Source organism: Streptomyces sp. NPDC018019, assembly GCF_044327805.1.
Taxonomy (GTDB): domain Bacteria; phylum Actinomycetota; class Actinomycetes; order Streptomycetales; family Streptomycetaceae; genus Streptomyces.
Window position 1 is genome coordinate 162,203 of the sequence record NZ_JBIRGD010000019.1, and the last position, 21,291, is coordinate 183,493.

The following is a 21,291-nucleotide window of genomic DNA, read 5'->3' on the forward strand; positions in this document are numbered from 1 at the left end:
ACCGGTGGGGGTTGGCCACCGGACGTCTGGTGGGGACTGCTGGGGTGCCCGGGGGCTCAGTGGTGCTCGGCGAGCGCGCCCTGGATGTAGTTACAGGCCAGGAGCACGAAGATGTACGCCTGAATGGCCTGGATGAACAGCTCGAAGGCCGTCATCACGATGGTCATGAGGAACGAGACGCCCGCGTAGGCGATGCCGATGCCGTTCAGCAGGTACCAGCTGGCGACCGTGAACATCAGGATGAGCATGTGGCCCGCGAACATGTTCGCGAACAGCCGGACCGCGTGCGTGAAGGGCCGGATGATCAGGTGCTGCAGCAGTTCCAGGAACATGATCAGCGGGAGGACCCAGCCGAGCGACTTGTCGTAGCCGGTGAGGTTCTTCAGACCGCCGACGAAGCCCTGCCTCTTGAACGTCAGCACGAGCCAGGTGATGTAGACCACCAGGGCCAGACCCATGGGGAACGCGATGACCGAGGTCACCGGGAACTGGGCGACCGGGATGATCGACCACAAGTTCATGATCCACACGAAGAAGAACAGCGCGACCATGAAGGGGACGAACTTCTCGCCCTCCTTCTTGCCGAGCGCGTCGTAGACGAGCCCGCGGCGCACGAAGTCGTAACCCGCCTCACCGATCATCTGCAGCTTGCCGGGCACCACCTTGGCGCGGCCGAAGGCGGCCCAGAAGAACGCCACGATGATGACCGTGCTGACCAGAGCCAGCAGCATCGGCTTGTTGAACTCGTAGCCACCGATGGTGAAAAGGGGCTCGAAGACGAACGAATGAAGGCCCGGGGCCTCGAAGCCACACCCCGGGATGAAGAGGTGGCACTCCGTGTCGAGGGCGAGCATCGTTTCAGCACTCACCGCGAGCTCCTTCAGCGTGGCGCATGGGTACGGCAACCTCGTTGTGTCGGCGCGGCGTTGAGCCACGGTGCGGCACTGGACTGGTCTTACGGATTGGGGGGCGGCTGATCGGCGCGGGGCCGGTCCGGATCACAGGCATGGGCCGTGCGCGCAACCGGTCCCCTGACTCGGGACCTGGAAGCTCGGCCGCCTGCGCCGACTGCGCCGCAGTTGGCACCGGACGATAGCAGGCTCTGGCGTGGGCATTTATTCCGGCCCTACGGGTCACGTCCGGGACCCCGTGGTTTCCGCCTTCTTGGACTCGGCGGAATCGGGATTCACGTAGAGAATCCTTGCCTTCATATAGCTGCGGGCCTGGAAGGCGATCCACACCAGAACCGTCGCGAGCAAGGTGAAGGCGAACGCCCTGACGTTGAAGAGCGTGGTGTCCTTGAACGCGATCATGAAGATCGCGACCGCCAGGATCTGTACGGCGTACAGCAGCAGTCCCATCATCTGGAACAGATCCGGCAGCCGCTTCGCGGTCTGCTGGAGGACCACCAGGCCCGACCCCATCAGCACCAGGACCAGCACCGTGCCGATGGCAGCACCGAGCGCTCCCTGCCCGCCCGCGACCGCAGCGCTGATCGCGACGCCGATGGCGCCGGCGGCAAGCGAGGGCACGGAGACATTGGCAAGTAGGCGGGCGTCAGTGGACTGCATGGCGGCGCTCCGTCAGGAAAATGGGGGTGGTGTCGTCAGGGACGAGCGTAGACCCGGCCTGAGGGAGAACCTGAGGCCGAAAGACCGTCGCACTCCGGTCCTTCGGCTCTGTCGCCGGGTTTCGTGAACGGTATCACAAACTATTTGATGAGGTCTTTACCTGCTCGGTGTGCTGCCCGTCACACGTGAGCGGTAATCCGCGCGTTGGAGCGGGACAGCGAGGCGTTCTGTCTGCTACGGGACCCATTTGGGGTAATTTTCGAACATCGCTCGTACGAGCGAAAACGTGTCTCAGCGATGACTTCCGGCCTTACGGCGGTCGGTGAAGCGCGACCGGTCACCGATCGCGGTGGCCCCGTTGATGCCCGCCGGCACCGGCTGCCGCTCCCGTTCCGGGGCGCCCTCCGCATCCGCCGTCCGCCCCCCGTCCAGGTGCCCGGCCTCGTCGATCGCCGCACTCTCCTCGGCGGCCCCCGCCACCGCCGCCGCCTGCATGCTGCGCCGGTACCGCGGCGGCACCATCCACTCCATCCAGCGCGGCGCCCGCGGCGTGAACCGCGGCAGCAGCAGGAGCACCAGCCCGATCGCGCTCAGCAGCACGATGCCCATCACGACCCACACACTCGCGTTGTTGACCGAGTACGCCACGGCGCCGAAGGCGATCAGCGCGGACCAGAAGTACATGATCAGGACGGCCCGGCTGTGCGAGTGACCGATCTCCAGCAGCCGGTGGTGCAGGTGGCCGCGGTCCGCGGCGAACGGTGACTGGCCCTTCCACGTACGGCGCACGATGGCCAGCACCAGGTCGGCGACCGGCACCGCGATGACCGTCAGCGGCAGCAGCAGCGGGATGTAGACCGGCACCATCGCGTGGGTCGCCTCGCGGACACCGCCCGCCTTCAGGTTGAGCAGGTCCGGGTCCACCTGACCGGTCACCGAGACCGCGCCGGCCGCCATGACCAGCCCGATCAGCATCGAGCCGGAGTCGCCCATGAAGATCCGGGCCGGGTGCATGTTGTGCGGCAGGAAGCCCAGGCACATGCCCATCAGGACGACGGAGAACAGCGTCGCGGGCGCGGCGGCCTCGATGCCGTACCCGAACCACATCCGGTACGCGTACATGAAGAAGGCTGCGGCGGCGATGCACACCATTCCGGAGGCCAGCCCGTCCAGACCGTCCACGAAGTTGACGGCGTTGATGGTGATGACGACCAGAGCGACCGTCAGAAGCGTGCCCTGCCAAGGGCTCAGCGAGACCGTGCCGATGCCCGGCACCGGAATCCACAGGATCGTCAGGCCCTGAAGGACCATCACACCGGCGGCGATCATCTGGCCGCCCAGCTTGACGAGCGCGTCCACGCCCCACTTGTCGTCCAGCACGCCCAGCACCCAGATCAGCGCCGCGCCCGACAGCAGCGCGCGCGGCTCGTTGGAGTGCTCGAAGACGGACTTGAGGTTGGAGAGGTGGGCGGCGACCAGCAGACCCGCGCACAGCCCGCCGAACATGGCGATGCCGCCGAGGCGCGGGGTGGGTTCGCGGTGCACGTCGCGCGCGCGGATCTCCGGCATCGCACCGGCGGCGATGGCGAATTTCCGTACCGGCCCGGTCAGCAGGTAAGTGACCGCGGCCGTGACGCACAGCGTCAGCAGGTATTCACGCACGGGCTGCCCCATTGGTATCGCTGGCCATCACAGCCACACACCATATGCGTGTCCGCCCCCTATCCGTGAACGTAAGGGAAGACAACCCCGGCCCCCGAACGGTTGCAGGTCCCTAGATTTGATCGGGATAGGGGGGAAAGCGCCGGACCAGTGCCGCGGTCGCCGCGCGGGTCCCCGGGTCCTCCCGGACGGCCGCCGCGATCAGCGCGCCCACGCGGACCGCCTCCTCCTCTCCCATGCCCTGGGTGGTCAGGGCGGCGGCGCCCAGCCGCAGGCCGGGGCGGTGGCCGGACGGATCGGCGGCGCACGGCAGGGCACAGGTGTCCAGCACGATGCCGGCCGCCGCGCAACGCCCTCTGGCGGTACGCGCGTCCACGCCCAGCGGTGCCGGGTCGGCGATGATCAGGTGGGTGTCCGTACCGCCGGTGGTGACCGGCAGTCCCTCCGCGGCCAGCGAGCCGGCCAGCGCCCGCGCGTTGGCGACGACCTGCCGGGTGTAGCCGGCGAAGGCGTCGGTGGCGGCCTCGCCGAAGGCGACGGCCTTGGCGGCGACCGCGTTCATCTGGGCGCCGCCCTGGGTGAAGGGGAAGACCGCGCGGTCGATGCGCTCGGCCAGCCCGGCGCCGCACAGGATCATGCCGCCGCGGGGGCCGCGCAGCACCTTGTGGGTGGTGGCGCACACCACGTCCGCGTACGGGACCGGGCTGGGCGCGGCGCCCCCGGCGACCAGCCCGATGGGGTGGGCGGCGTCCGCGATGAGGTAGGCGCCCACCTCGTCGGCGATCTCGCGGAAGACGGCGTAGTCCAGGTGCCGCGGGTAGCAGATCGAGCCGCAGACGATGGCCTTGGGGCGGTGGCTGCGGGCCAGCGCGCGCACCTCGTCGTAGTCCAGCAGCCCGGTGCGCGGATCGACGCCGTAGCCGGCGAAGTCGAACCAGCGGCCGGAGAAGTTGGCCGGGGAGCCGTGGGTGAGGTGCCCGCCGTGCGGCAGCGCCATGGCCAGGACGGTGTCGCCCGGGCGCAGCAGGGCGGCGTAGGCGGCCAGCACGGCCGACGACCCGGAGTGGGACTGGACGTTGGCGTGTTCGGCGCCGAACAGGGCCTTGGCGCGCTCCACGGCGAGCTGTTCGGCGAGGTCCACGACCTCGCAGCCGCCGTGGTGCCGGGCGCCCGGATAGCCCTCGGCGTACTTGTTGGCGAGCGGGGAACCGAGGGCGGCCAGGACGGCCCTGGAGGCGAAGTTCTCGGCGGCGACGAGCTGCAGCCCGTCGCCCTGCCGGGCCACCTCGGCCAGCAGCACCCCGGCGATCTCGGGGTCCTGGTCCAGCAGCCCAGGGAAGTCGGGGGTCCAGGGCGGCGGGGCGCCGGTCTCCTCGACCCCGGGCTCGGCGGCCGTACGCCGGGCAGCGGTGGTGTCGCTCCGGGATGACGCGGTGGTGGCGGGCATGGCGTGCTCCGGGCCTCGTACGGGGACGTGCTCCCAATGTAGGCGCGGTACGACGTTCGGGCGCGACGGGTGTGCCGGTCGGGGCGGGGGTGGAGCCTGAGCCGGGGCCGGGGTCCGGGCGGGACCACCGGACCGAGGTCGAGGCCGGGTCGGGGACGCGGGCGGGGCAGGGCCGGGGACGCGGGCGGGGCAGGGCCGGGGACGCGGACGGGGCCGGCGTCGGCTGCGCGTCTACAGGGCGAATCGAACGCGATCGTTCCCCCAGCGGGGGCTTACCCGGGGGTGACGGGGGCGAAGCCTCCGGGCCTGCGATACGACGGGCCTCTGCGCACCGCCCACGGGCTCCGCGACGGCCCTACAGGGCGAATCGAACGCGATCATCCCCCCAGCGGGGGCTTACCCAGGAGGACGCGGGCCAAGCGCCCGGACCGGCGGCCCAACGGCCCTCCGCGGCCTCCACAGCCCTCCAGAGCGCCTTTCCCGGGCCCGCCGCCCCAGACCTCAGGCGCGGGCCGGAACTCCCGTCAGCGCCGTCACCACGGGGTCCAGAGCCTGGTTGATCTCGTCGCCGATGGAGCGGAAGAAGGTGATGGGCGCGCCGTACGGGTCGTAGACCTCGTCCGCCTCCGGGTTGGGCGCCAGCAGCCAGCCGCGCAGGGCGGCGGCGGCGCCGACCAGGGCGCGGGCGCGCTCGACCAGCCCGCCGCCGGGCAGCGCCGGGTCGGGCTCGGGCAGCGTCGCCGGGTCTATGGCCCGCACCAGCCGGTTGAACTCCTTCAGCGTGAAGGTCCGCAGCCCGGCCGAATGGCCCATGGAGATGACCTGGGCGCGGTGGTCGCGGGTGGCGGTCAGCACGAGGTCGGCCCGGATGACGTGCTCGTCCAGCAGCTCGCGGCCGGTGAAATCGGCCGGATCCGCTCCGTAATCGGCCAGAACCGTGGCGGCGTGGGTCTCCATGGGCGCGCCTTCGTGGCCCCAGGTGCCGGCGCTCTCCACGATCAGCCCGCCGCGGTCCGCGCCCAGGCGCAGGTCGAGGGCGTGCCGGTGCAGCCGCTCGGTGATGGGCGAGCGGCATACGTTGCCGGTGCTGACGTGGAGGATGCGGAAGGTGCGGTAGCTGTCCTCGCCGGGTCCCGCTATGCCACGCCCGAGGGGCGCAATCAATTCGCCACCTCAAGCCCGGGAGCCACCTTGCGCAGCTCCTCCGCGCTGATCGCGCCCGCGCGCAGCAGCAGCGGCGTCGGGCCGGTGACGTCCACGATCGAGGACGGTACGGCGGCGGGGGTCGGGCCGCCGTCCAGGTAGACGGAGACGGAGTCGCCGAGCATCTCCTGGGCCGCGTCGCAGTCCTGCGGCGACGGGTGCCCGGTGAGGTTGGCGCTGGAGACGGCCATCGGGCCGAACTCGGTCAGCAGCTCGATGGCGACCGGGTGCAGCGGCATACGGACCGCGACCGTGCCGCGGGTCTCCCCCAGGTCCCAGGTCAGCGACGGCTGGTGGGTGGCGACCAGGGTCAGCGCGCCGGGCCAGAAGGCGTCGACCAGCTCCCACGCCTGCTCGGAGAAGTCCGTGACGAGGCCGTGCAGGGTGTTCGGGGAGCCGACGAGCACCGGCGAGGGCATGCCGCGCCCGCGGCCCTTGGCCTCCAGCAGGTCACCGACGGCCTGGGCACTGAACGCGTCCGCGCCGATGCCGTAGACGGTGTCGGTCGGCAGCACGACCAGCTCGCCGCGGCGGACGGCCGATGCGGCCTCGCGCAGACCGGTCGCGCGGTCGGTCGCGTCGCTGCAGTCGTAACGCCGTGCCATTTAACGGACCTCCTCGTGCGGAACGTACAGATGACTCGTGGGGGCCGGGCTCGTCATGGCGTCGCCCTGCGCGCGGTGGCGAAGCGGGGCCGGTTGTTCAGGTCGGGGTGGTCGGCCGCGTCGGCCCAGCCCCGTTCCTCGGTGAAGATCCACGGAACCTGGCCGCCCTGGGTGTCGGCGTGCTCGATGACCACCACGCCGCCGGGCCGCAGCAGGCGGTGCGCGGTCCGTTCGATGCCACGGATCGTGTCCAGGCCGTCCTGGCCCGAGAACAGCGCGAGCTCGGGGTCGTGGTCGCGCGCCTCGGGTGCGACGTACTCCCACTCGGTCAGCGGAATGTACGGCGGGTTCGAGATGACCAGGTCGACCTGGCCGTCCAGCTCGGGGAGCGCGGTCAGCGCGTCGCCCTGCTGGAGAACGACGCGGGACCCCTCGACGTTCTTGCGCGCCCACTGCATGGCCTCGTCGGACAGTTCCACGGCGTGCACCCGCGAGCGCGGCACCTCCTGCGCCAGGGCGAGCGCGATGGCTCCGGAGCCGGTGCACAGGTCCACGATGAGCGGTTCGACGACGTCCATGGCCCGTACGGCGTCTATCGCCCAGCCGACGACCGACTCGGTCTCCGGGCGGGGCACGAACACGCCGGGGCCGACGTGCAGCTCCAGGTACCGGAAGAAGGCGCGCCCGGTGATGTGCTGGAGCGGCTCGCGGGCCTCGCGGCGGGCGACGGCCTCCCAGTAGCGGGCGTCGAAGTCCGCGTCGGGGACCCGGTGCAGTTCGCCGCGCTTGACGCCGTGCACGTGCGCGGCGAGTTCCTCGGCGTCGAAGCGCGGTGAGGGCACGCCGGCGTCGGCCAGCCGCTGGGTGGCCTGCGCCACCTCGGCGAGCAGCACGGTGCGGGGGCTGGGCCCGCGGCGGGGCCGCTGGGGGTCGTGTCCCCCGGAAGGCGACGGCACGCTGTTCCTCCGGCTCGTTCTACGGGCGTTCTACGGGCTTGCTGGGCGGGTGCTGGGGGCCACCGGGGACCTACTGGGCCGCTGCCAGCTTGGCGGCCGAGTCGGCGTCCACGCACGCCTGGATGACCGGGTCGAGCTCGCCGTCGAGGACCTGGTCCAGGTTGTACGCCTTGAAGCCGACGCGGTGGTCCGAGATGCGGTTCTCCGGGAAGTTGTACGTCCGGATGCGCTCGGAGCGGTCGACGGTGCGCACCTGGCTGCGCCGGGCGTCCGACGCCTCCTTCTCGGCCTCCTCCTGGGCGGCGGCCAGCAGCCGCGAGCGCAGGATGCGCAGGGCCTGCTCCTTGTTCTGGAGCTGGCTCTTCTCGTTCTGGCAGGAGACGACGATGCCGGTGGGCAGGTGGGTGATGCGTACGGCGGAGTCGGTGGTGTTGACCGACTGGCCGCCGGGGCCGGACGAGCGGTAGACGTCGATGCGCAGGTCGTTCGGGCCGATCTCGACCTCGACCTCCTCGGCCTCGGGCGTGACGAGCACACCGGCGGCGGAGGTGTGGATGCGGCCCTGCGACTCGGTGGCGGGCACCCGCTGGACGCGGTGCACCCCGCCCTCGTACTTCAGGCGGGCCCACACGCCCTGGCCGGGCTCGGTGGCGCCGTTGCCGCCCTTGGTCTTCACGGCGACCTGGACGTCCTTGTAGCCACCGAGGTCGGACTCGTTGGCGTCCAGGATCTCGGTCTTCCAGCCGACCCGCTCGGCGTAGCGCAGGTACATGCGCAGCAGGTCGCCGGCGAACAGCGCGGACTCCTCGCCGCCCTCGCCCGCCTTGACCTCCAGGATGACGTCCTTGTCGTCACTGGGGTCGCGCGGGACGAGCAGCAGCCGCAGCTTCTCGGTCAGCTCCTCGCGGCGCGCTTCGAGGTCCTTGACCTCGTCGGCGAAGTCCGGGTCGTCGGCGGCCAGTTCGCGGGCCGTCCCGATGTCGTCGCCGGTCTGCTTCCAGGCACGGTACGCCGCGATGATCGGGGTGAGTTCGAAATAGCGCTTGTTGAGCCGCTTGGCCTCGCGCTGGTCGGCGTGGACCGCGGGGTCGGCCAGTCGCTTCTCAAGGTCGGCGTGCTCGCCGATCAGTTCCTCGACCGCCTCGAACATCGTGGGGGTTCCTCACCTGGCTGTGTCTTCCGGGGTTCCCGGACTCCCGAGGGGGTCCCGGTTGCCGGCACCTGTGCGGCCGCCGGCCGCGGCCACGGGCCTCCGGCGGAGTCGTGGCCTGGACGACAAAACGCCGGTCCGGCCGCCCCTCGACAGGGGCGGGACGGAACCGGCGCCTTGCGGGTCGCTACTTCTTGGCGGAGCCGGCGCTCTTGCCGAAGCGGGCCTCGAAGCGGGCCACGCGGCCACCGGTGTCGAGGATCTTCTGCTTGCCCGTGTAGAACGGGTGGCACTCGGAGCAGATGTCGGCACGGATGGTGCCGCCGGCAACGGTGCTACGGGTGGTGAACGACGCGCCACAGGTGCAGCTGACCTGGGTCTCGACGTACTCCGGGTGAATGTCGCGCTTCAAGGGATTCTCCTAGGTTCGGGAGGGCTCCGGGTCGTGCCGCTGATTGCGCCACACGTGAACCGGGGCCGACGGTCCAGTCTGCCAGGACTGGCCTCATCTCCCAAAACCGGGGTCGGCCCGGAGGTATTCCCGGGGGCGTGCGGAAAACCGCCGACGGCCTCGCGGGAGGGCGCCGACGGCCTTGCGGAAACGGTTCGTCTATTTCACGTAACCCGCGGTTCCGCCCTTGTCACCTGCGGAATCCTTGATCGCTTCGGTGGGGATGTCCTGGTCCTGGCGCAGCGCGTCCCAGACCTGCCGGGACTGCTTGTCCAGCGGCAGCACACGGGACGGGTTCTTCGGGTCGTAGGTCACCGGCAGGGTGACCATGTCGATGTTGTCCGACCCGATGCCGCCCATCTCCTTGGCCAGGCCCATCAGCGCGTTGACCGAGTTCAGGTCGGTGTCGGTGGTGATGGCCTTGGTGGCGGTGTCGGCGATGCCGTAGAGCTTCGTCGGGTTCGACAGCAGCCCGATGTTCTTGACCTGGTTCATCAGCGCCTTGATGAACGTCTGCTGGAGCTGGATGCGGCCCAGATCGCTGCCGTCGCCGCCGGGCACGCCGTGCCGGGTCCGGACCAGGCCGAGGGCCTGCTCCCCGTTGAGGGTGTGCTTGCCGGGCTCCAGGTCCAGGTGGCTCTTGTTGTCGTGGATGGGCTTGGTGGTGGTGATGTCCACGCCGCCGAGGGCGTCGATGAGCTTCTTGAAGCCGGTGAAGTCGACCTCGACGAAGTGGTCCATGCGGATGCCGCTCATCGCCTCGACGGTCTTGACCGCGCAGGCCGGCCCACCGGCCTCGAAGGCGGTGTTGAACATGGCCTTGCGCGCGCCCGGTACGTTCTTGCCGTCCTTGGTGGTGCAGTCGGGGCGCTGGACCAGGGTGTCGCGCGGGATGCTGACGACGCTGGCCTTCTTGTGGCCCTTGTAGACGTGCACGATCATCGCGGTGTCCGAGCGGGCGCCGCCCTCGTCGGTGCCGTACGCGCTGTTCGCGCCCGCCCGGGAGTCCGAGCCCATGACGAGGATGTCCATCGATCCGTCGTCGTTGTCCTTCGGCCGGTCCTTGCCCAGGGCGGCGTTGATGTCGACGCCCTTCAGGTTGCCGTTGAGTTTGAAGTAGACGTAGCCCAGCCCCGCGCCGCCGAGCAGTACGCAGCTGACCAGCGCGCACACGGTGATCGTCAGGGCGCGGCGGCGCCGGGTCGGGCCCTTGCGCCGGCGGCCCGTGGCACGTATGCCGCGGGAACGGCTCTTGGCCGGGTTCGCGGCCCTGCTGTCGTCCGCCATCTGCTCCTCAGTCCTCGGTCGCTCGGCTGCCCCTCACCGTCACCGTTCGGCCACGGTTTGTTGCGCCTTGAAAGACGGGGGGTAGACCGGAAGGGTTGCACAACGGGATTGAGCGCCATTCTTAGAAACCGGCCCGCCGCCACTCCGGAACACATCGACTTCTGGCCGGGTGACCAGGACTTTCGCCCGGGACCGGAAAGCGGAGTGCTGGCCTCCGCCAGCCGTCCACGTGTGCGCAAGACAACAATCTGCGGGTTCTTCGGGCAGCACGAAGCCCTCCCGGCCACCGAGGTGACCAGGAGGGCTGTGCCGTGCGGCCACGGCCGCGTCCGGCGTTCGTACGAGCGCCGGCGGGCCGCCGGCGGGGTCCGGCGTCAGTCGTTGCCGTTGCCGTTGCCCATGCCGGGGGTCGTCTTCTGGATCTGGAGCAGGAACTCCGCGTTGGACTTCGTCTGCTTCATCTTGTCCAGCAGCAGCTCGATGGCCTGCTGCTGGTCCAGGGCGTGCAGCACCCGGCGCAGCTTCCAGACGACGGCCAGCTCGTCGCTGCCCATCAGGATCTCTTCCTTACGGGTGCTGGACGCGTCCACGTCCACCGCCGGGAAGATGCGCTTGTCCGAGAGCTTCCGGTCGAGCTTGAGCTCCATGTTGCCGGTGCCCTTGAACTCCTCGAAGATCACCTCGTCCATCCGCGAGCCGGTCTCGACCAGCGCGGTGGCCAGGATGGTCAGCGAGCCGCCGTCCTCGATGTTGCGCGCGGCGCCGAAGAACTTCTTCGGCGGGTACAGCGCGGTCGAGTCGACACCACCGGACAGGATGCGGCCCGACGCCGGGGCGGCGAGGTTGTACGCCCGGCCCAGACGCGTGATGGAGTCCAGCAGGACGACCACGTCGTGCCCCAGCTCCACCAGGCGCTTGGCGCGCTCGATGGCGAGCTCGGCGACGGTGGTGTGGTCCTCGGCGGGGCGGTCGAAGGTCGAGGAGATGACCTCGCCCTTGACCGACCGCTGCATGTCGGTGACCTCTTCGGGACGCTCGTCGACCAGGACGACCATCAGGTGGCACTCGGGGCTGTTGCGGGTGATCGAGTTGGCGATCGCCTGCATGATCATGGTCTTGCCGGTCTTCGGCGGGGCCACGATCAGACCGCGCTGGCCCTTGCCGATCGGTGCGACCAGGTCGATGATCCGCGGTGTCAGCGCGCCCGGCTCACCCTCCAGGCGCAGCCGCTCCTGCGGGTACAGCGGCGTCAGCTTGCCGAACTCCGGGCGGCCACGGCCCTGTTCGGGCGCGACGCTGTTGACGGTGTCCAGGCGCACCAGCGCGTTGAACTTCTCGCGCCGCTCGCCCTCGCGGGGCTGGCGGACCGCGCCGGTGACGTGGTCGCCCTTGCGCAGGCCGTTCTTGCGGACCTGGGCGAGCGAGACGTACACGTCGTTCGGGCCCGGCAGGTAGCCGGAGGTCCGGATGAACGCGTAGTTGTCGAGGATGTCGAGGATGCCCGCGACGGGGATCAGCACGTCGTCCTCGGAGACCTGCGGCTCGTTGCCGAAGTCGTCCCGGCCGCGACGGCCCCGGCGGTCGCGGTAGCGGCCGCGGCGGCCACGGCGGCCGCCCTCGAAGTCGTCGTCGTCCTGACGGTTGTCGCGGTTGTCGCGGTTGTCGCGGTTGTCGCGCTGGCGGTTGCCGCCGCCCTGCTGGTTGCCGCCGTCGCCGCCGTCGTTGTTCTTGTTGCGGCGGTCGCGCTGACCGCGCTCGCCACGGCCCTGGCGGTCGCCCTTCTGGCCGCGGTCCTGACGGTCCCCGCGGTCCTGGCGGTCGCCCTTGCCCTGGCGGCCCTCGGCGCTGTCGGCGGCGGCCTCGGCCTTGCCGTCCTTGCCGTCCTTCGGCTCGGCCTTGCCCTCGGCCTTCGCCTCGGCGGCGCCGTCGGGGCTGCCCGCGGCGGCGGTGGCGCGGCGCCGGCGGCGCTCGCCGGTGGGCTCCTCGCCGGTCTGGCCCGGGATGTCGATCTGCTGCTGCCCGGCGGGCTGGTCGGCGGCCTTCTCGGCCGCCTTGCCCGTGGCCTTGGCGTCGCCGTCCTCACCCGTACGGGTCTTGGAGGTCGCCCGGCGCTTGGGCTTGGTCTCGGTCTCTGCGGGCGCGTCGCCCTTGGCGGCGGTGCCGGCGCCCTGGGCCTGCTTCTCCTTGATGACCTCGATCAGCTGGCTCTTGCGCATCCGCGCGGTGCCCTTGATACCGAGGCTGGAGGCGACCTGCTGCAGCTCTGCCAGGACCATGCCGTCCAGGCCGGTGCCGGAACGGCGGCGCCGCGCAGGCGCGGCGGGAGCGTCCGTGGCGGGCGCGGTGGCACTGCCATCGGTGCGTACGCCCATCAGATCGGTGGTGTCGCTCACGAAGGGTCCTTCCCTGGAGCGGGCGTCGGCCTGTCTGGCTCGGCGACCGGTTGTGCTGTCCGGCTGCGGTCCCGTACTCGCGGACCTGGCCGGGGCGGTGGTCCCGCCGGAAATGGCGGAGAGATCAGTTCATGGTTCCGGCGCGAAGAGATGTCTGTGACTCATGTCCGTCACGCCGATTCCGGAGCGTGCTCGCTACTGCTCAGGCAGTTGCTCCAAGCAGTTTGGGAGGCTCCCGGAAGAAAGGTGGTCCCGATGGGGGACACGGAGTACCGCGCCGCAGAGGCGTCACGTACTCACTTGAGGTTAACACTACCGGATCCAACAAACATTCCCCCTCTCGAAGACCGGCAATCGAACGATCACCCGGCGAGCGGCAGCACCGAGGCGCCCGCCGCGTCGAGGGCCAGCCGGTTGGCCGCCCACCCCTCGCCCGCCAGGCCGGCGACCTTGTCGGCCGCGTCCTCCTGGACCAGCGCGAGCACCGTGGGGCCCGCGCCGGAGACGACCGCGGGGACGCCGTCCGCCCGCAGTCGGTTCACCAGGGCCACGCTCTCGGGCATCGCGGGAGCACGGTACTCCTGGTGAAGTCGGTCCTCGGTCGCGGCCAGCAGCAGCTCGGGACGCCTGGTCAGGGCCTCGACGAGCAGTGCGGCGCGGCCGGCGTTGGCCGCCGCGTCCACGTGCGGGACGGTACGCGGCAGCAGGCCCCGCGCGGTCTCCGTGAGCACCGGGCGGCCCGGTACGAAGACCACCGGAACGATGGAATCCGCGGGCTCCATCCTGATCGCCCGCGCGGTTCCGGTATCCGTCCAGGCCAGCGTGAAACCACCGAGCAGACAGGCGGCGACGTTGTCCGGATGGCCCTCGATCTCGGTCGCCAGTTCCAGCATCGCCGCATCGTCCAGCTTCTGCTCGGCGCCTATGGTCACCGCGCGGGCGGCCATGATGCCGGCGCAGATCGCGGCGGAGGAGGAGCCCAGGCCACGGCCGTGCGGGATGCGGTTGGCGCACACGATCTCCAGGCCGCGCGGCTGCCCGCCGAGCAGGTCGAAGGCGGTGCGCAGGGACCGTACGAGCAGATGGCTCTCGTCGCGCGGCAGGGTCTCGGCGCCCTCGCCCGCGATGTCGACGTGCAGGCCGGAATCGGCCACCCGCACCACGACGTCGTCGTACAGCCCGAGGGACAGCCCCAGGGCGTCGAAGCCGGGACCGAGATTGGCGCTGGTCGCGGGGGTGCGCACCCGGACGGCGGCGGCGCGGAACGCTGGACCGGCCATCGCTCGATGACTCTCCTTGGTGTGATGCTGCGGCACTGCCCCGGAGCGCCGCGGCACCAGGGTGCCCGGCCGGCTCGTGGGGACCGTTCTGACCTGCCCTGCACACCACTGCGGCATGCCGTGGGGAGGGGAGTTGGCTGCCAGCCTATCGAAGGAAGGTTCTGTGGCGACATAGGGCGCACAGGAGGCGCACGATGCGTGTCGCACGCCGCCTGTGGCTCCGAGCCACCTTTGCAGCCTTTGCAGGGTTTGCTGAAACCGGGTGACGGGGCCCCTGCGGACCCCGTTCCCCGTGGCGCGCGGTGCCGCGCGCCGGGGCGGACGCCCGGCCGTCCGCAGGGGCCGGCCGGGTGCGTCGCGTCCCGGGGGCGCGTTACGCCAGACCGAGGCGCTCGGCCGCGGCGTCCGCGTCGACCGGGACCGTGACCGGCTGCGGGGCGCCCGCGACGGCCCAGTCCGGGTCTTTCAGGCCGTTGCCGGTGACCGTGCAGACGATGCGCTGGCCCGGGTCGACCTTGCCCTCGTCGGCGGCCTTGAGCAGCCCGGCCACCGAGGCGGCCGAGGCGGGCTCCACGAAGACGCCCTCCTGGGAGGCCAGCAGCCGGTAGGCGGCCAGGATCTGACGGTCGGTCACCTCGTCGATGAAGCCGCCGGACTCGTCCCGGGCCCGCTCGGCGAACTCCCAGGAGGCCGGATTGCCGATACGGATCGCGGTCGCGATCGTGTGCGGATCCTTGACGACTTCGCCACGTACGATCGGCGCGCTGCCGGACGCCTGGAAACCCCACATGCGCGGGGTGCGCGCGGCCACGCCGTCGGCCGCGTACTCCTGGTAGCCCTTCCAGTACGCGGTGATGTTGCCCGCGTTGCCGACCGGCAGCACATGGAGGTCCGGCGCGTCGCCGAGCATGTCGACGATCTCGAAGGCGGCGGTCTTCTGGCCCTCGATCCGTACCGGGTTGACGGAGTTCACAAGTGCGACGGGGTACTTGTCGGACAGGCCCCGGGCCAGCGTCAGACAGTCGTCGAAATTGCCGTCGACCTGGAGGATCTTGGCGCCGTGCACCAGCGCCTGGCCCATCTTGCCCAGTGCGATCTTGCCCTGCGGGACGAGGACGGCGCAGACCATCCCGGCCCGTACGGCGTAGGCGGCGGCCGAGGCCGAGGTGTTGCCGGTGGAGGCGCAGATGACCGCCTTGGCGCCCTCCTCCTTGGCCCGGGTGATGGCCATCGTCATCCCGCGGTCCTTGAAGGACCCGGTGGGGTTGGCCCCCTCCACCTTGAGATGCACCTCACAGCCCGTGCGCTCGGAGAGCACCTGGGCGGGCACCAGCGGCGTACCGCCCTCCCGCAATGTGACGACCTCGGTCGACGCCCCGACCGGCAGCCGGTCGCGGTACTCCTCGATGATTCCGCGCCACTGACGGCTCGCGGTGGAAATGGCAGACATGGGTTCCTTTACTCCCCTTCGACCCGCATGATGCTGGCGACGCCCCGGACGGTGTCCAGTTCGCGCAGCGCGTCGACGGTCGACGACAGGGCGGCGTCGGCCGCCCGGTGCGTGACGACGACGAGGGCCGCCTCTCCCCCGTTCTCGGCTTCACCGGCCCGGGCGGCACCCCCGTCCTTGCTCTGCTGGCGGACGGTGTCGATGGACACGCCGTGCTCGGCGAAGACCGTGGCCACCTGGGCCAGGACACCGGGCTTGTCGGCCACGTCCAGGCTGATGTGGTAGCGGGTGACCACATCGCCCATCGGGCCGACCGGCAGTTGCGTGTACGCCGACTCGCCGGGCCCGGTGGTCTCGGCCAGCTTGTTGCGGCAGACCGCCACCAGGTCTCCGAGGACCGCGGAGGCGGTCGGCGAGCCGCCCGCGCCCGGTCCGTAGAACATCAGCTGCCCGGCCGCCTCCGCCTCGACGAAGACCGCGTTGTACGCCTCGCGCACGGAGGCCAGCGGGTGCGTCAGCGGGATCATGGCGGGGTGCACGCGCGCGGTGACCGAGGCCCCGTCGGCGGCCCGCTCACAGATCGCGAGCAGCTTGACCGTGCAGCCCATGCGCTTGGCGGAGGCGATGTCGGAGGCGGTGACCTCGGTCAGCCCCTCGCGGTGCACATCGTCGATGGTCACCCGGGTGTGGAAGGCGATACCGGCCAGGATGGCGGCCTTGGCGGCGGCGTCGAAGCCCTCCACGTCCGCCGTCGGGTCGGCCTCCGCGTACCCCAGGGCGGTGGCCTCGTCCAGCGCCTCCGAGTACCCCGCACCCGTGCTGTCCATCTTGTCCAGGATGAAATTGGTCGTCCCGTTGACGATGCCGAGCACCCGGTTGACCTTGTCACCGGCCAGCGACTCGCGCAGCGGCCGGACCAGCGGGATCGCGCCGGCCACGGCGGCCTCGTAATACAGGTCGGCGCCGTTGGCCTCGGCCGCGGCGTGCAGCGCCGCGCCGTCCGCGGCGACCAGCGCCTTGTTGGCCGAGACGACGCTCGCACCGTGCTCGAACGCGGTGGTGATCAGGCTCCGGGCAGGCTCGATCCCGCCGATCACCTCGACGACCACATCGATGTCGCCCCGTTTGACCAGTGCTTTCGCGTCGGTGGTGACCAGTTCCGCGGGCACCCCCGCACGTACCCGGTCCGGGCGGCGGACGGCGATCCCGGCCAGTTCGACCGGTGCTCCGATGCGGGCCGCGAGATCGTCGGCGTGCGTCGTCATGATGCGCGCCACCTCTGAGCCGACCACTCCACAGCCCAGCAGCGCCACCTTCAGCGGACGCGTACGCATCATTCGACCTCTTTCGCTTTCCTGCTCGGTAAGGCACCAGTCTCACGCACCGGACCGGGAATCCAGGCCCCGGTCCGGATGCCGAGACATCCGTTCCACCATTGTCGGTCACCCGGCCGGTACGCCGGACACCGGCCGCACGGACGGGGCCGGACGGGCCGTACGGACGGGTCCGGGCCGGCCGTACGGGCAGGACCCGGCCGGTCGCACGGGCAGGACCGGACCGGCCTCGCCCGCGCTCCCCGTCCCCTCTCGTCCCTACCCGCTCTCGTCCCTACCCGCTCTCGTCCCTACCCGACGTCGAGCCGCAGCAGGTCCTCCTCCGTCTCCCGCCGCACGATCACGCGCCCCGCTCCCGCCCGCACCGCGACCACCGGCGGCCGCAGCGCGTGGTTGTAGTTGCTCGCCATCGACCGGCAGTACGCGCCGGTCGCCGGCACGGCGAGCAGGTCACCGGGCGCCACGTCGGCGGGCAGGAACGCGTCCCGTACGACGATGTCGCCGCTCTCGCAGTGCTTGCCGACCACCCGGGAGAGCATCGGCGGCGCGTCCGAGGCCCGCGAGGCCAGCGCCACGCTGTACTCGGCGTCGTACAGGGCCGTACGGATGTTGTCCGACATGCCGCCGTCCACGGAGACATACGTCCGCAGCCCGTCCAGCTCCTTGACCGTGCCGACCTCGTACAGCGTAAAGGCGGTGGGGCCGACGATGGCCCGGCCCGGCTCCACGGACAGGCGCGGCACGGCCAGCCCGGCCGCCGCGCACTCCCGCGTCACGATGTCGCCCAGCGCCTTCGCGATCTCGTGCGGCTCGCGCGGGTCGTCATCCGAGGTGTACGCGATCCCGAGCCCGCCCCCGAGGTCGATCTCCGGGAGCTCCACCCCGTGTTCGTCCCGTACCTCGGTCAGCAGCTGCACCACGCGCCGCGCCGAGACCTCGAAGCCGGCCATGTCGAAGATCTGCGAGCCGATGTGCGAGTGGATGCCGGTCAGCTCCAGCCCGTCCAGCTTCAGCACCCGCCGTACGGCCTCCGCGGCCTGCCCGCCGGCCAGCGCGATGCCGAACTTCTGGTCCTCGTGCGCGGTGGCGATGAACTCGTGCGTATGGGCCTCCACGCCCACCGTCACCCGGATCTGCACCCGCTGCCGCTTGCCCAGCCGGTCCGCGATGTGCGCGACCCGCACGATCTCCTGGAAGGAGTCGAGCACGATCCGCCCGACGCCCGCCTCCACGGCCCGGGTGATCTCCTCGACGCTCTTGTTGTTCCCGTGCAGCGCGATCCGCTCGGCGGGCATGCCGGCGGCGAGCGCGGTGGCCAGCTCGCCCCCGCTGCACACGTCGAGGTTCATCCCTTCTTCCGCGAGCCAGCGCACCACCGCCCGCGACAGGAAGGCCTTCCCCGCGTAGAAGACGTCCGCGCCCGCCCCGAAAGCGTCCTTCCACGCCCGGCACCGGCCCCGGAAGTCGTCCTCGTCCAGGAAGTACGCGGGCGTGCCGAACTCCTCGGCGAGCGCGGTGACGCCGACCCCGCCGACGGTGATCACACCGTCCTCGTCGCGGCGGACCGTACGGGCCCACACGCGGGCGTCGATGCTGTTCAGATCGGCGGGCGGGGCGGAGTAGTGGCCTTCGGGCAGGACGTCGCCGTGGCGGGGGCCTGCGGGGTGGGCGGAACGGCTCATGGCGTGGGTATTCCCCTCGGAGTGCTACGACCTGGTCGTTGACGTCGGCAGCGGGCCTGCGGGCCGGCTACCGGTGTCCGGTTCGATCACCAGTGTCCGGACCAGGTCTAAAGACGATCGGGCGTGGAGATGCCGAGCAGGTGAAGGCCGTTGGCGAGCACCGTTCCGGCGGCTTCGGCGAGGGCCAGCCGGCCACGGTGCACGGCCGAGGGTTTCTCCTCCCCGACGGGCAGCGGCGGACACACATCGTGACAGCGCAACCAGGCGTCGGCGGTCACTTCCAGATGCCGCGCGACCCGATCGGGCGCCCGGTGCCGCGCAGCGGCCTCGACGACGGCGGGATACTCGGCGATGGCGGCGAAGAGGTCGCGGAGGGCGGCGCTCCCCGCTCTATCGGACGGCTCCCCTGCCTCCACCGTCCCGGCCGTCTCCGCCGTCCCGGCCATCTCCGTTGTCTCCGCCATCTCGGCCAGCGCTCCGGGGTCGGCGGCGAACCCCAGATCCCGGGCATTACGCGTCATCGCGCACGTACGGGCATACGCGTACTGCACCCGGAACCGCGCGTTCCCCTCCTGCTGCACAGGACGGTCGGGAAGCCGCACGGCATCCCCTTGCGCAGGACGCAACAGGGCCCAGCGGACCTCGTCGGGGCCGAGGCGGGTGGTGAGGAGGCGCCATTCGGAGGCGACAGCGCTCTGGGAGAGGGCGTCCGAAGGGGCGGGCTGGGGGTTCGGGTGGGGCTCGGGATGGAGGTCCGGGTGAAGCTCGGGACGGGGCTCCAGGCGGGACTCGCGATCGGACTCCCGGCGGGGCTCGGGACGAGGCTCCAGGCGGGACTCGGGATGGGCCCGGGAAGGAACCTCAACCCCCTGCGGACGAACGCGGACCTCCCGGGGGCGGTCCTCCGGCGAACGGGCCTCCCGGGGACGGTCCTCCTGGGGACGGACGTCCCGAGAACGGACCTCCCGGGGAAGGATCTCCCGGGGACGAAGCTCACCGGGACGGACCTCCCGGGGCCGAACCTCCTCGCCGCCCGGACTCGTCCCCACTCCCCCGGCGGGCAGAATCCGCTCCAGCGCTTCGACCGTGACGGCGGCCCGTACGCCTGCACCTTCCGCCGCCCGGAGCTCCACCCGCCCACGGCCACCGGCGTTCCCGTAGGCCCGCCCCTGCGCCAGCACACTCCGTACGAGCCCGGCCCTGGCCGCACCCGTCAACGTCACATTCAAGAACCCGGCCCCGGCAACCCCCACACCAGCGACCCCGGGCACCCCCGTCAGCCGCTTACGCAGGACCTCGGCCACCTCGCGCGGCGGCCGGCCGGCCTCCTTGGCCACCTGCAACGCGACATCACACGCAAAGTCGACCCCGTCGCCTCCGCCCTGCCTCGCCTTACTCCCCTTACTCCCCGGCACCCGCACCACAACCCGCTCCGGCACGGTCACGGAGAGTTCCCCATCCTCCACAGCGCCGCGCACGGAGCACAGCACGGCGCGGGAGAACTCAGCGGGGGTCACGCCCCCAGCGTATGGGAGAGGCAGTCCCCCACCGCCACCCGGTTTCACCCACCGGACACCGACGCCCAGCCGACCGGACAAGCCATCTCAGCCGGCCGGCCGCACCGCCGCCTCCGATCCCCCCTCGGCCTCGACATCGGCCCCGACCTCATCAGGGACGCTCTCCGCCCCGACCTCAACACCGGCCGCTCTTTCCACCCCCGAGCCGGCCTCCCCCGCCTGCTCCTCTCCCCCCGGCCCCTCCTGCGTCTCTTCCCCACGGCTCACCAGCCGCCGCACCGTACGCACGAGATCCATCGGCTCGAACGGCTTGGCCAGGAACGCGTCCACCCCCACCGCCTGCCCGCTCTCCACCTCCGCCTGCGTACAGGCGCTGACGATGGCGAGCGGTATGTCCCGCGTCCGCGGATCGGCCCGCAGCCGAGCCGCCGTCTGCAGCCCGTCGAGCCGGGGCATCACCACATCGAGCGTCACCACGTCCGGAGCGACCCGATGCACGATGTCCAGGCACTCGGCACCATCGGCCGCGGTCACGACCTCGAAGCCCTCAAGCTCCAGGTTGACCCTGATCAACTGCCGGATGACCTTGTTGTCGTCGACGACAAGGACCCGGCCGGACAAGCCAGGCACACCTTGAGACTAGGCGCGCGCCTCCGGCTGCGTCCGGGTTTTCCCCACTTCCGCCCCGTCCGAGGGACCTTCCCCCGACCCCCGGAACCCCCACCCCCACATGCGCTACGGCACCCCACCCGCAACCCGTTCATGAACACCCCATCAGAGCTGGTAGTGTTCTACCCGTCGCCGCGAGAGCAGCCGACACGCCCCCGTAGCTCAGGGGATAGAGCAACGGCCTCCGGAGCCGTGTGCGCAGGTTCGAATCCTGCCGGGGGCACTTCGAAAGAAGTGCCGAAAGACCCCGCCATCAGCGCGACCGCTGAGTGCGGGGTCTTCGCGTATGTGCAGGCGTGTGCGGCCCGAAGCAGTCCTATGACGCGGTCTGTGAACTATTCGCGGACAAGCCTCCATGTACCTTCCCTGGTCAGCTTCGCCAAACGCAAAGGCCCCCGGACGAGTCCAGGGGCCTGAGGCGCGTGCCGGAGAGGACATACGGCCTGGCGGAGTGGCGGGCGTGTGGCGGAAGTACTGGCGGGGCCGACTCGACCACGTTGTCGGACATCAGGGGCATCGGCGGGTCCGGGCGGTGTCCGTCGGGGACGCGACCTGGAGCGCCCCCGGACGTGCCCGCTGTGATCGGTCCCGACGCATGCATGGGCCGGTTTCCCGTGAGTCGCCGGGCTGCTGT

Annotated in this window: 17 protein-coding genes and 1 tRNA gene; 1 reads left to right on the top strand and 17 read right to left on the bottom strand. The window is 71.1% G+C overall.

The annotated features are described in order from the left end of the window. Positions 1-56: 56 nt before the first annotated feature. The 17 genes from atpB to ACH4FX_RS28715 form a co-directional block, all read right to left on the bottom strand. A complete protein-coding gene (gene atpB / locus ACH4FX_RS28635; protein WP_053696258.1) occupies positions 57-854 on the bottom strand; it encodes a F0F1 ATP synthase subunit A in 798 nt (265 codons plus the stop codon). Positions 855-1,133: 279 nt separating this feature from the next. Next, complete coding sequence (locus ACH4FX_RS28640) at positions 1,134-1,571, bottom strand: hypothetical protein (RefSeq protein WP_398483707.1); 438 nt, start codon at positions 1,569-1,571, stop codon at positions 1,134-1,136. A gap of 291 nt (positions 1,572-1,862) precedes the next feature. Next, positions 1,863-3,245, bottom strand: a complete 1,383-nt coding sequence (locus ACH4FX_RS28645; RefSeq protein WP_398483709.1) for an MraY family glycosyltransferase — start codon at positions 3,243-3,245, stop codon at positions 1,863-1,865. A 100-nt stretch (positions 3,246-3,345) separates the two neighbouring features. Continuing rightward, complete coding sequence (gene glyA / locus ACH4FX_RS28650; RefSeq protein ID WP_398483711.1) at positions 3,346-4,680, bottom strand: serine hydroxymethyltransferase; 1,335 nt, start codon at positions 4,678-4,680, stop codon at positions 3,346-3,348. Between the two features lie 501 nt (positions 4,681-5,181). Beyond that, positions 5,182-5,844: a low molecular weight phosphatase family protein gene (locus ACH4FX_RS28655; RefSeq protein ID WP_030681156.1), complete on the bottom strand. Its 663-nt coding sequence runs from the start codon at positions 5,842-5,844 to the stop codon at positions 5,182-5,184. After that, entirely contained in the window at positions 5,841-6,488 is a 648-nt protein-coding gene (locus tag ACH4FX_RS28660; RefSeq protein ID WP_003981321.1) for an L-threonylcarbamoyladenylate synthase, read from the bottom strand. Before ACH4FX_RS28660 ends, ACH4FX_RS28655 begins: the two co-directional genes overlap by 4 nt. A gap of 53 nt (positions 6,489-6,541) precedes the next feature. After that, complete coding sequence (prmC, locus tag ACH4FX_RS28665; RefSeq protein WP_030017734.1) at positions 6,542-7,381, bottom strand: peptide chain release factor N(5)-glutamine methyltransferase; 840 nt, start codon at positions 7,379-7,381, stop codon at positions 6,542-6,544. Between the two features lie 133 nt (positions 7,382-7,514). Then, complete coding sequence (prfA, locus tag ACH4FX_RS28670; protein WP_398350685.1) at positions 7,515-8,594, bottom strand: peptide chain release factor 1; 1,080 nt, start codon at positions 8,592-8,594, stop codon at positions 7,515-7,517. 187 nt (positions 8,595-8,781) lie between these two features. Further along, positions 8,782-9,006 carry a 50S ribosomal protein L31 gene (gene rpmE / locus ACH4FX_RS28675; protein ID WP_398483713.1) on the bottom strand — a complete coding sequence of 75 codons (225 nt, stop codon included), beginning with the start codon at positions 9,004-9,006 and terminating at the stop codon, positions 8,782-8,784. A 198-nt stretch (positions 9,007-9,204) separates the two neighbouring features. Further along, positions 9,205-10,332 (bottom strand): LCP family protein, encoded by a 1,128-nt coding sequence (locus tag ACH4FX_RS28680; protein WP_398483715.1) that lies wholly within the window; start codon positions 10,330-10,332, stop codon positions 9,205-9,207. Positions 10,333-10,706: 374 nt separating this feature from the next. Further along, positions 10,707-12,725, bottom strand: coding sequence for a transcription termination factor Rho (gene rho / locus ACH4FX_RS28685; RefSeq protein WP_398483717.1), 2,019 nt, complete (start codon positions 12,723-12,725; stop codon positions 10,707-10,709). Positions 12,726-13,087: 362 nt separating this feature from the next. Continuing rightward, positions 13,088-14,005 (bottom strand): homoserine kinase, encoded by a 918-nt coding sequence (gene thrB, locus ACH4FX_RS28690; protein WP_398483719.1) that lies wholly within the window; start codon positions 14,003-14,005, stop codon positions 13,088-13,090. Positions 14,006-14,378: 373 nt separating this feature from the next. Further along, on the bottom strand, positions 14,379-15,455 hold the full coding sequence (gene thrC, locus ACH4FX_RS28695; protein WP_398483721.1) for a threonine synthase: 1,077 nt from the start codon (positions 15,453-15,455) through the stop codon (positions 14,379-14,381). An 8-nt stretch (positions 15,456-15,463) separates the two neighbouring features. Continuing rightward, entirely contained in the window at positions 15,464-16,792 is a 1,329-nt protein-coding gene (locus ACH4FX_RS28700; RefSeq protein WP_398483723.1) for a homoserine dehydrogenase, read from the bottom strand. 287 nt (positions 16,793-17,079) lie between these two features. Continuing rightward, positions 17,080-18,471 carry a diaminopimelate decarboxylase gene (lysA, locus tag ACH4FX_RS28705; RefSeq protein ID WP_398483725.1) on the bottom strand — a complete coding sequence of 464 codons (1,392 nt, stop codon included), beginning with the start codon at positions 18,469-18,471 and terminating at the stop codon, positions 17,080-17,082. Positions 18,472-18,578: 107 nt separating this feature from the next. Continuing rightward, a complete protein-coding gene (nrtL, locus tag ACH4FX_RS28710) occupies positions 18,579-20,036 on the bottom strand; it encodes an ArgS-related anticodon-binding protein NrtL (RefSeq protein ID WP_398483726.1) in 1,458 nt (485 codons plus the stop codon). A 39-nt stretch (positions 20,037-20,075) separates the two neighbouring features. After that, positions 20,076-20,618 (bottom strand): response regulator, encoded by a 543-nt coding sequence (locus tag ACH4FX_RS28715; RefSeq protein WP_398483728.1) that lies wholly within the window; start codon positions 20,616-20,618, stop codon positions 20,076-20,078. 190 nt (positions 20,619-20,808) lie between these two features. Here ACH4FX_RS28715 and ACH4FX_RS28720 point away from each other — a divergent pair. Continuing rightward, positions 20,809-20,880, top strand: a tRNA-Arg gene (locus ACH4FX_RS28720). The last annotated feature ends 411 nt before the right edge of the window (positions 20,881-21,291 follow it).

Coding starts and splice junctions, on each gene's coding strand:
- atpB (WP_053696258.1), bottom strand. CDS start 854: ATGCTCGCCCTCGACACGGAGTGCCACCTCTTCATCCCGGGGTGTGGC.
- ACH4FX_RS28640 (WP_398483707.1), bottom strand. CDS start 1,571: ATGCAGTCCACTGACGCCCGCCTACTTGCCAATGTCTCCGTGCCCTCG.
- ACH4FX_RS28645 (WP_398483709.1), bottom strand. CDS start 3,245: ATGGGGCAGCCCGTGCGTGAATACCTGCTGACGCTGTGCGTCACGGCC.
- glyA (WP_398483711.1), bottom strand. CDS start 4,680: ATGCCCGCCACCACCGCGTCATCCCGGAGCGACACCACCGCTGCCCGG.
- ACH4FX_RS28660 (WP_003981321.1), bottom strand. CDS start 6,488: ATGGCACGGCGTTACGACTGCAGCGACGCGACCGACCGCGCGACCGGT.
- prfA (WP_398350685.1), bottom strand. CDS start 8,594: ATGTTCGAGGCGGTCGAGGAACTGATCGGCGAGCACGCCGACCTTGAG.
- ACH4FX_RS28680 (WP_398483715.1), bottom strand. CDS start 10,332: ATGGCGGACGACAGCAGGGCCGCGAACCCGGCCAAGAGCCGTTCCCGC.
- thrB (WP_398483719.1), bottom strand. CDS start 14,005: ATGGCCGGTCCAGCGTTCCGCGCCGCCGCCGTCCGGGTGCGCACCCCC.
- thrC (WP_398483721.1), bottom strand. CDS start 15,455: ATGTCTGCCATTTCCACCGCGAGCCGTCAGTGGCGCGGAATCATCGAG.
- ACH4FX_RS28700 (WP_398483723.1), bottom strand. CDS start 16,792: ATGATGCGTACGCGTCCGCTGAAGGTGGCGCTGCTGGGCTGTGGAGTG.
- lysA (WP_398483725.1), bottom strand. CDS start 18,471: ATGAGCCGTTCCGCCCACCCCGCAGGCCCCCGCCACGGCGACGTCCTG.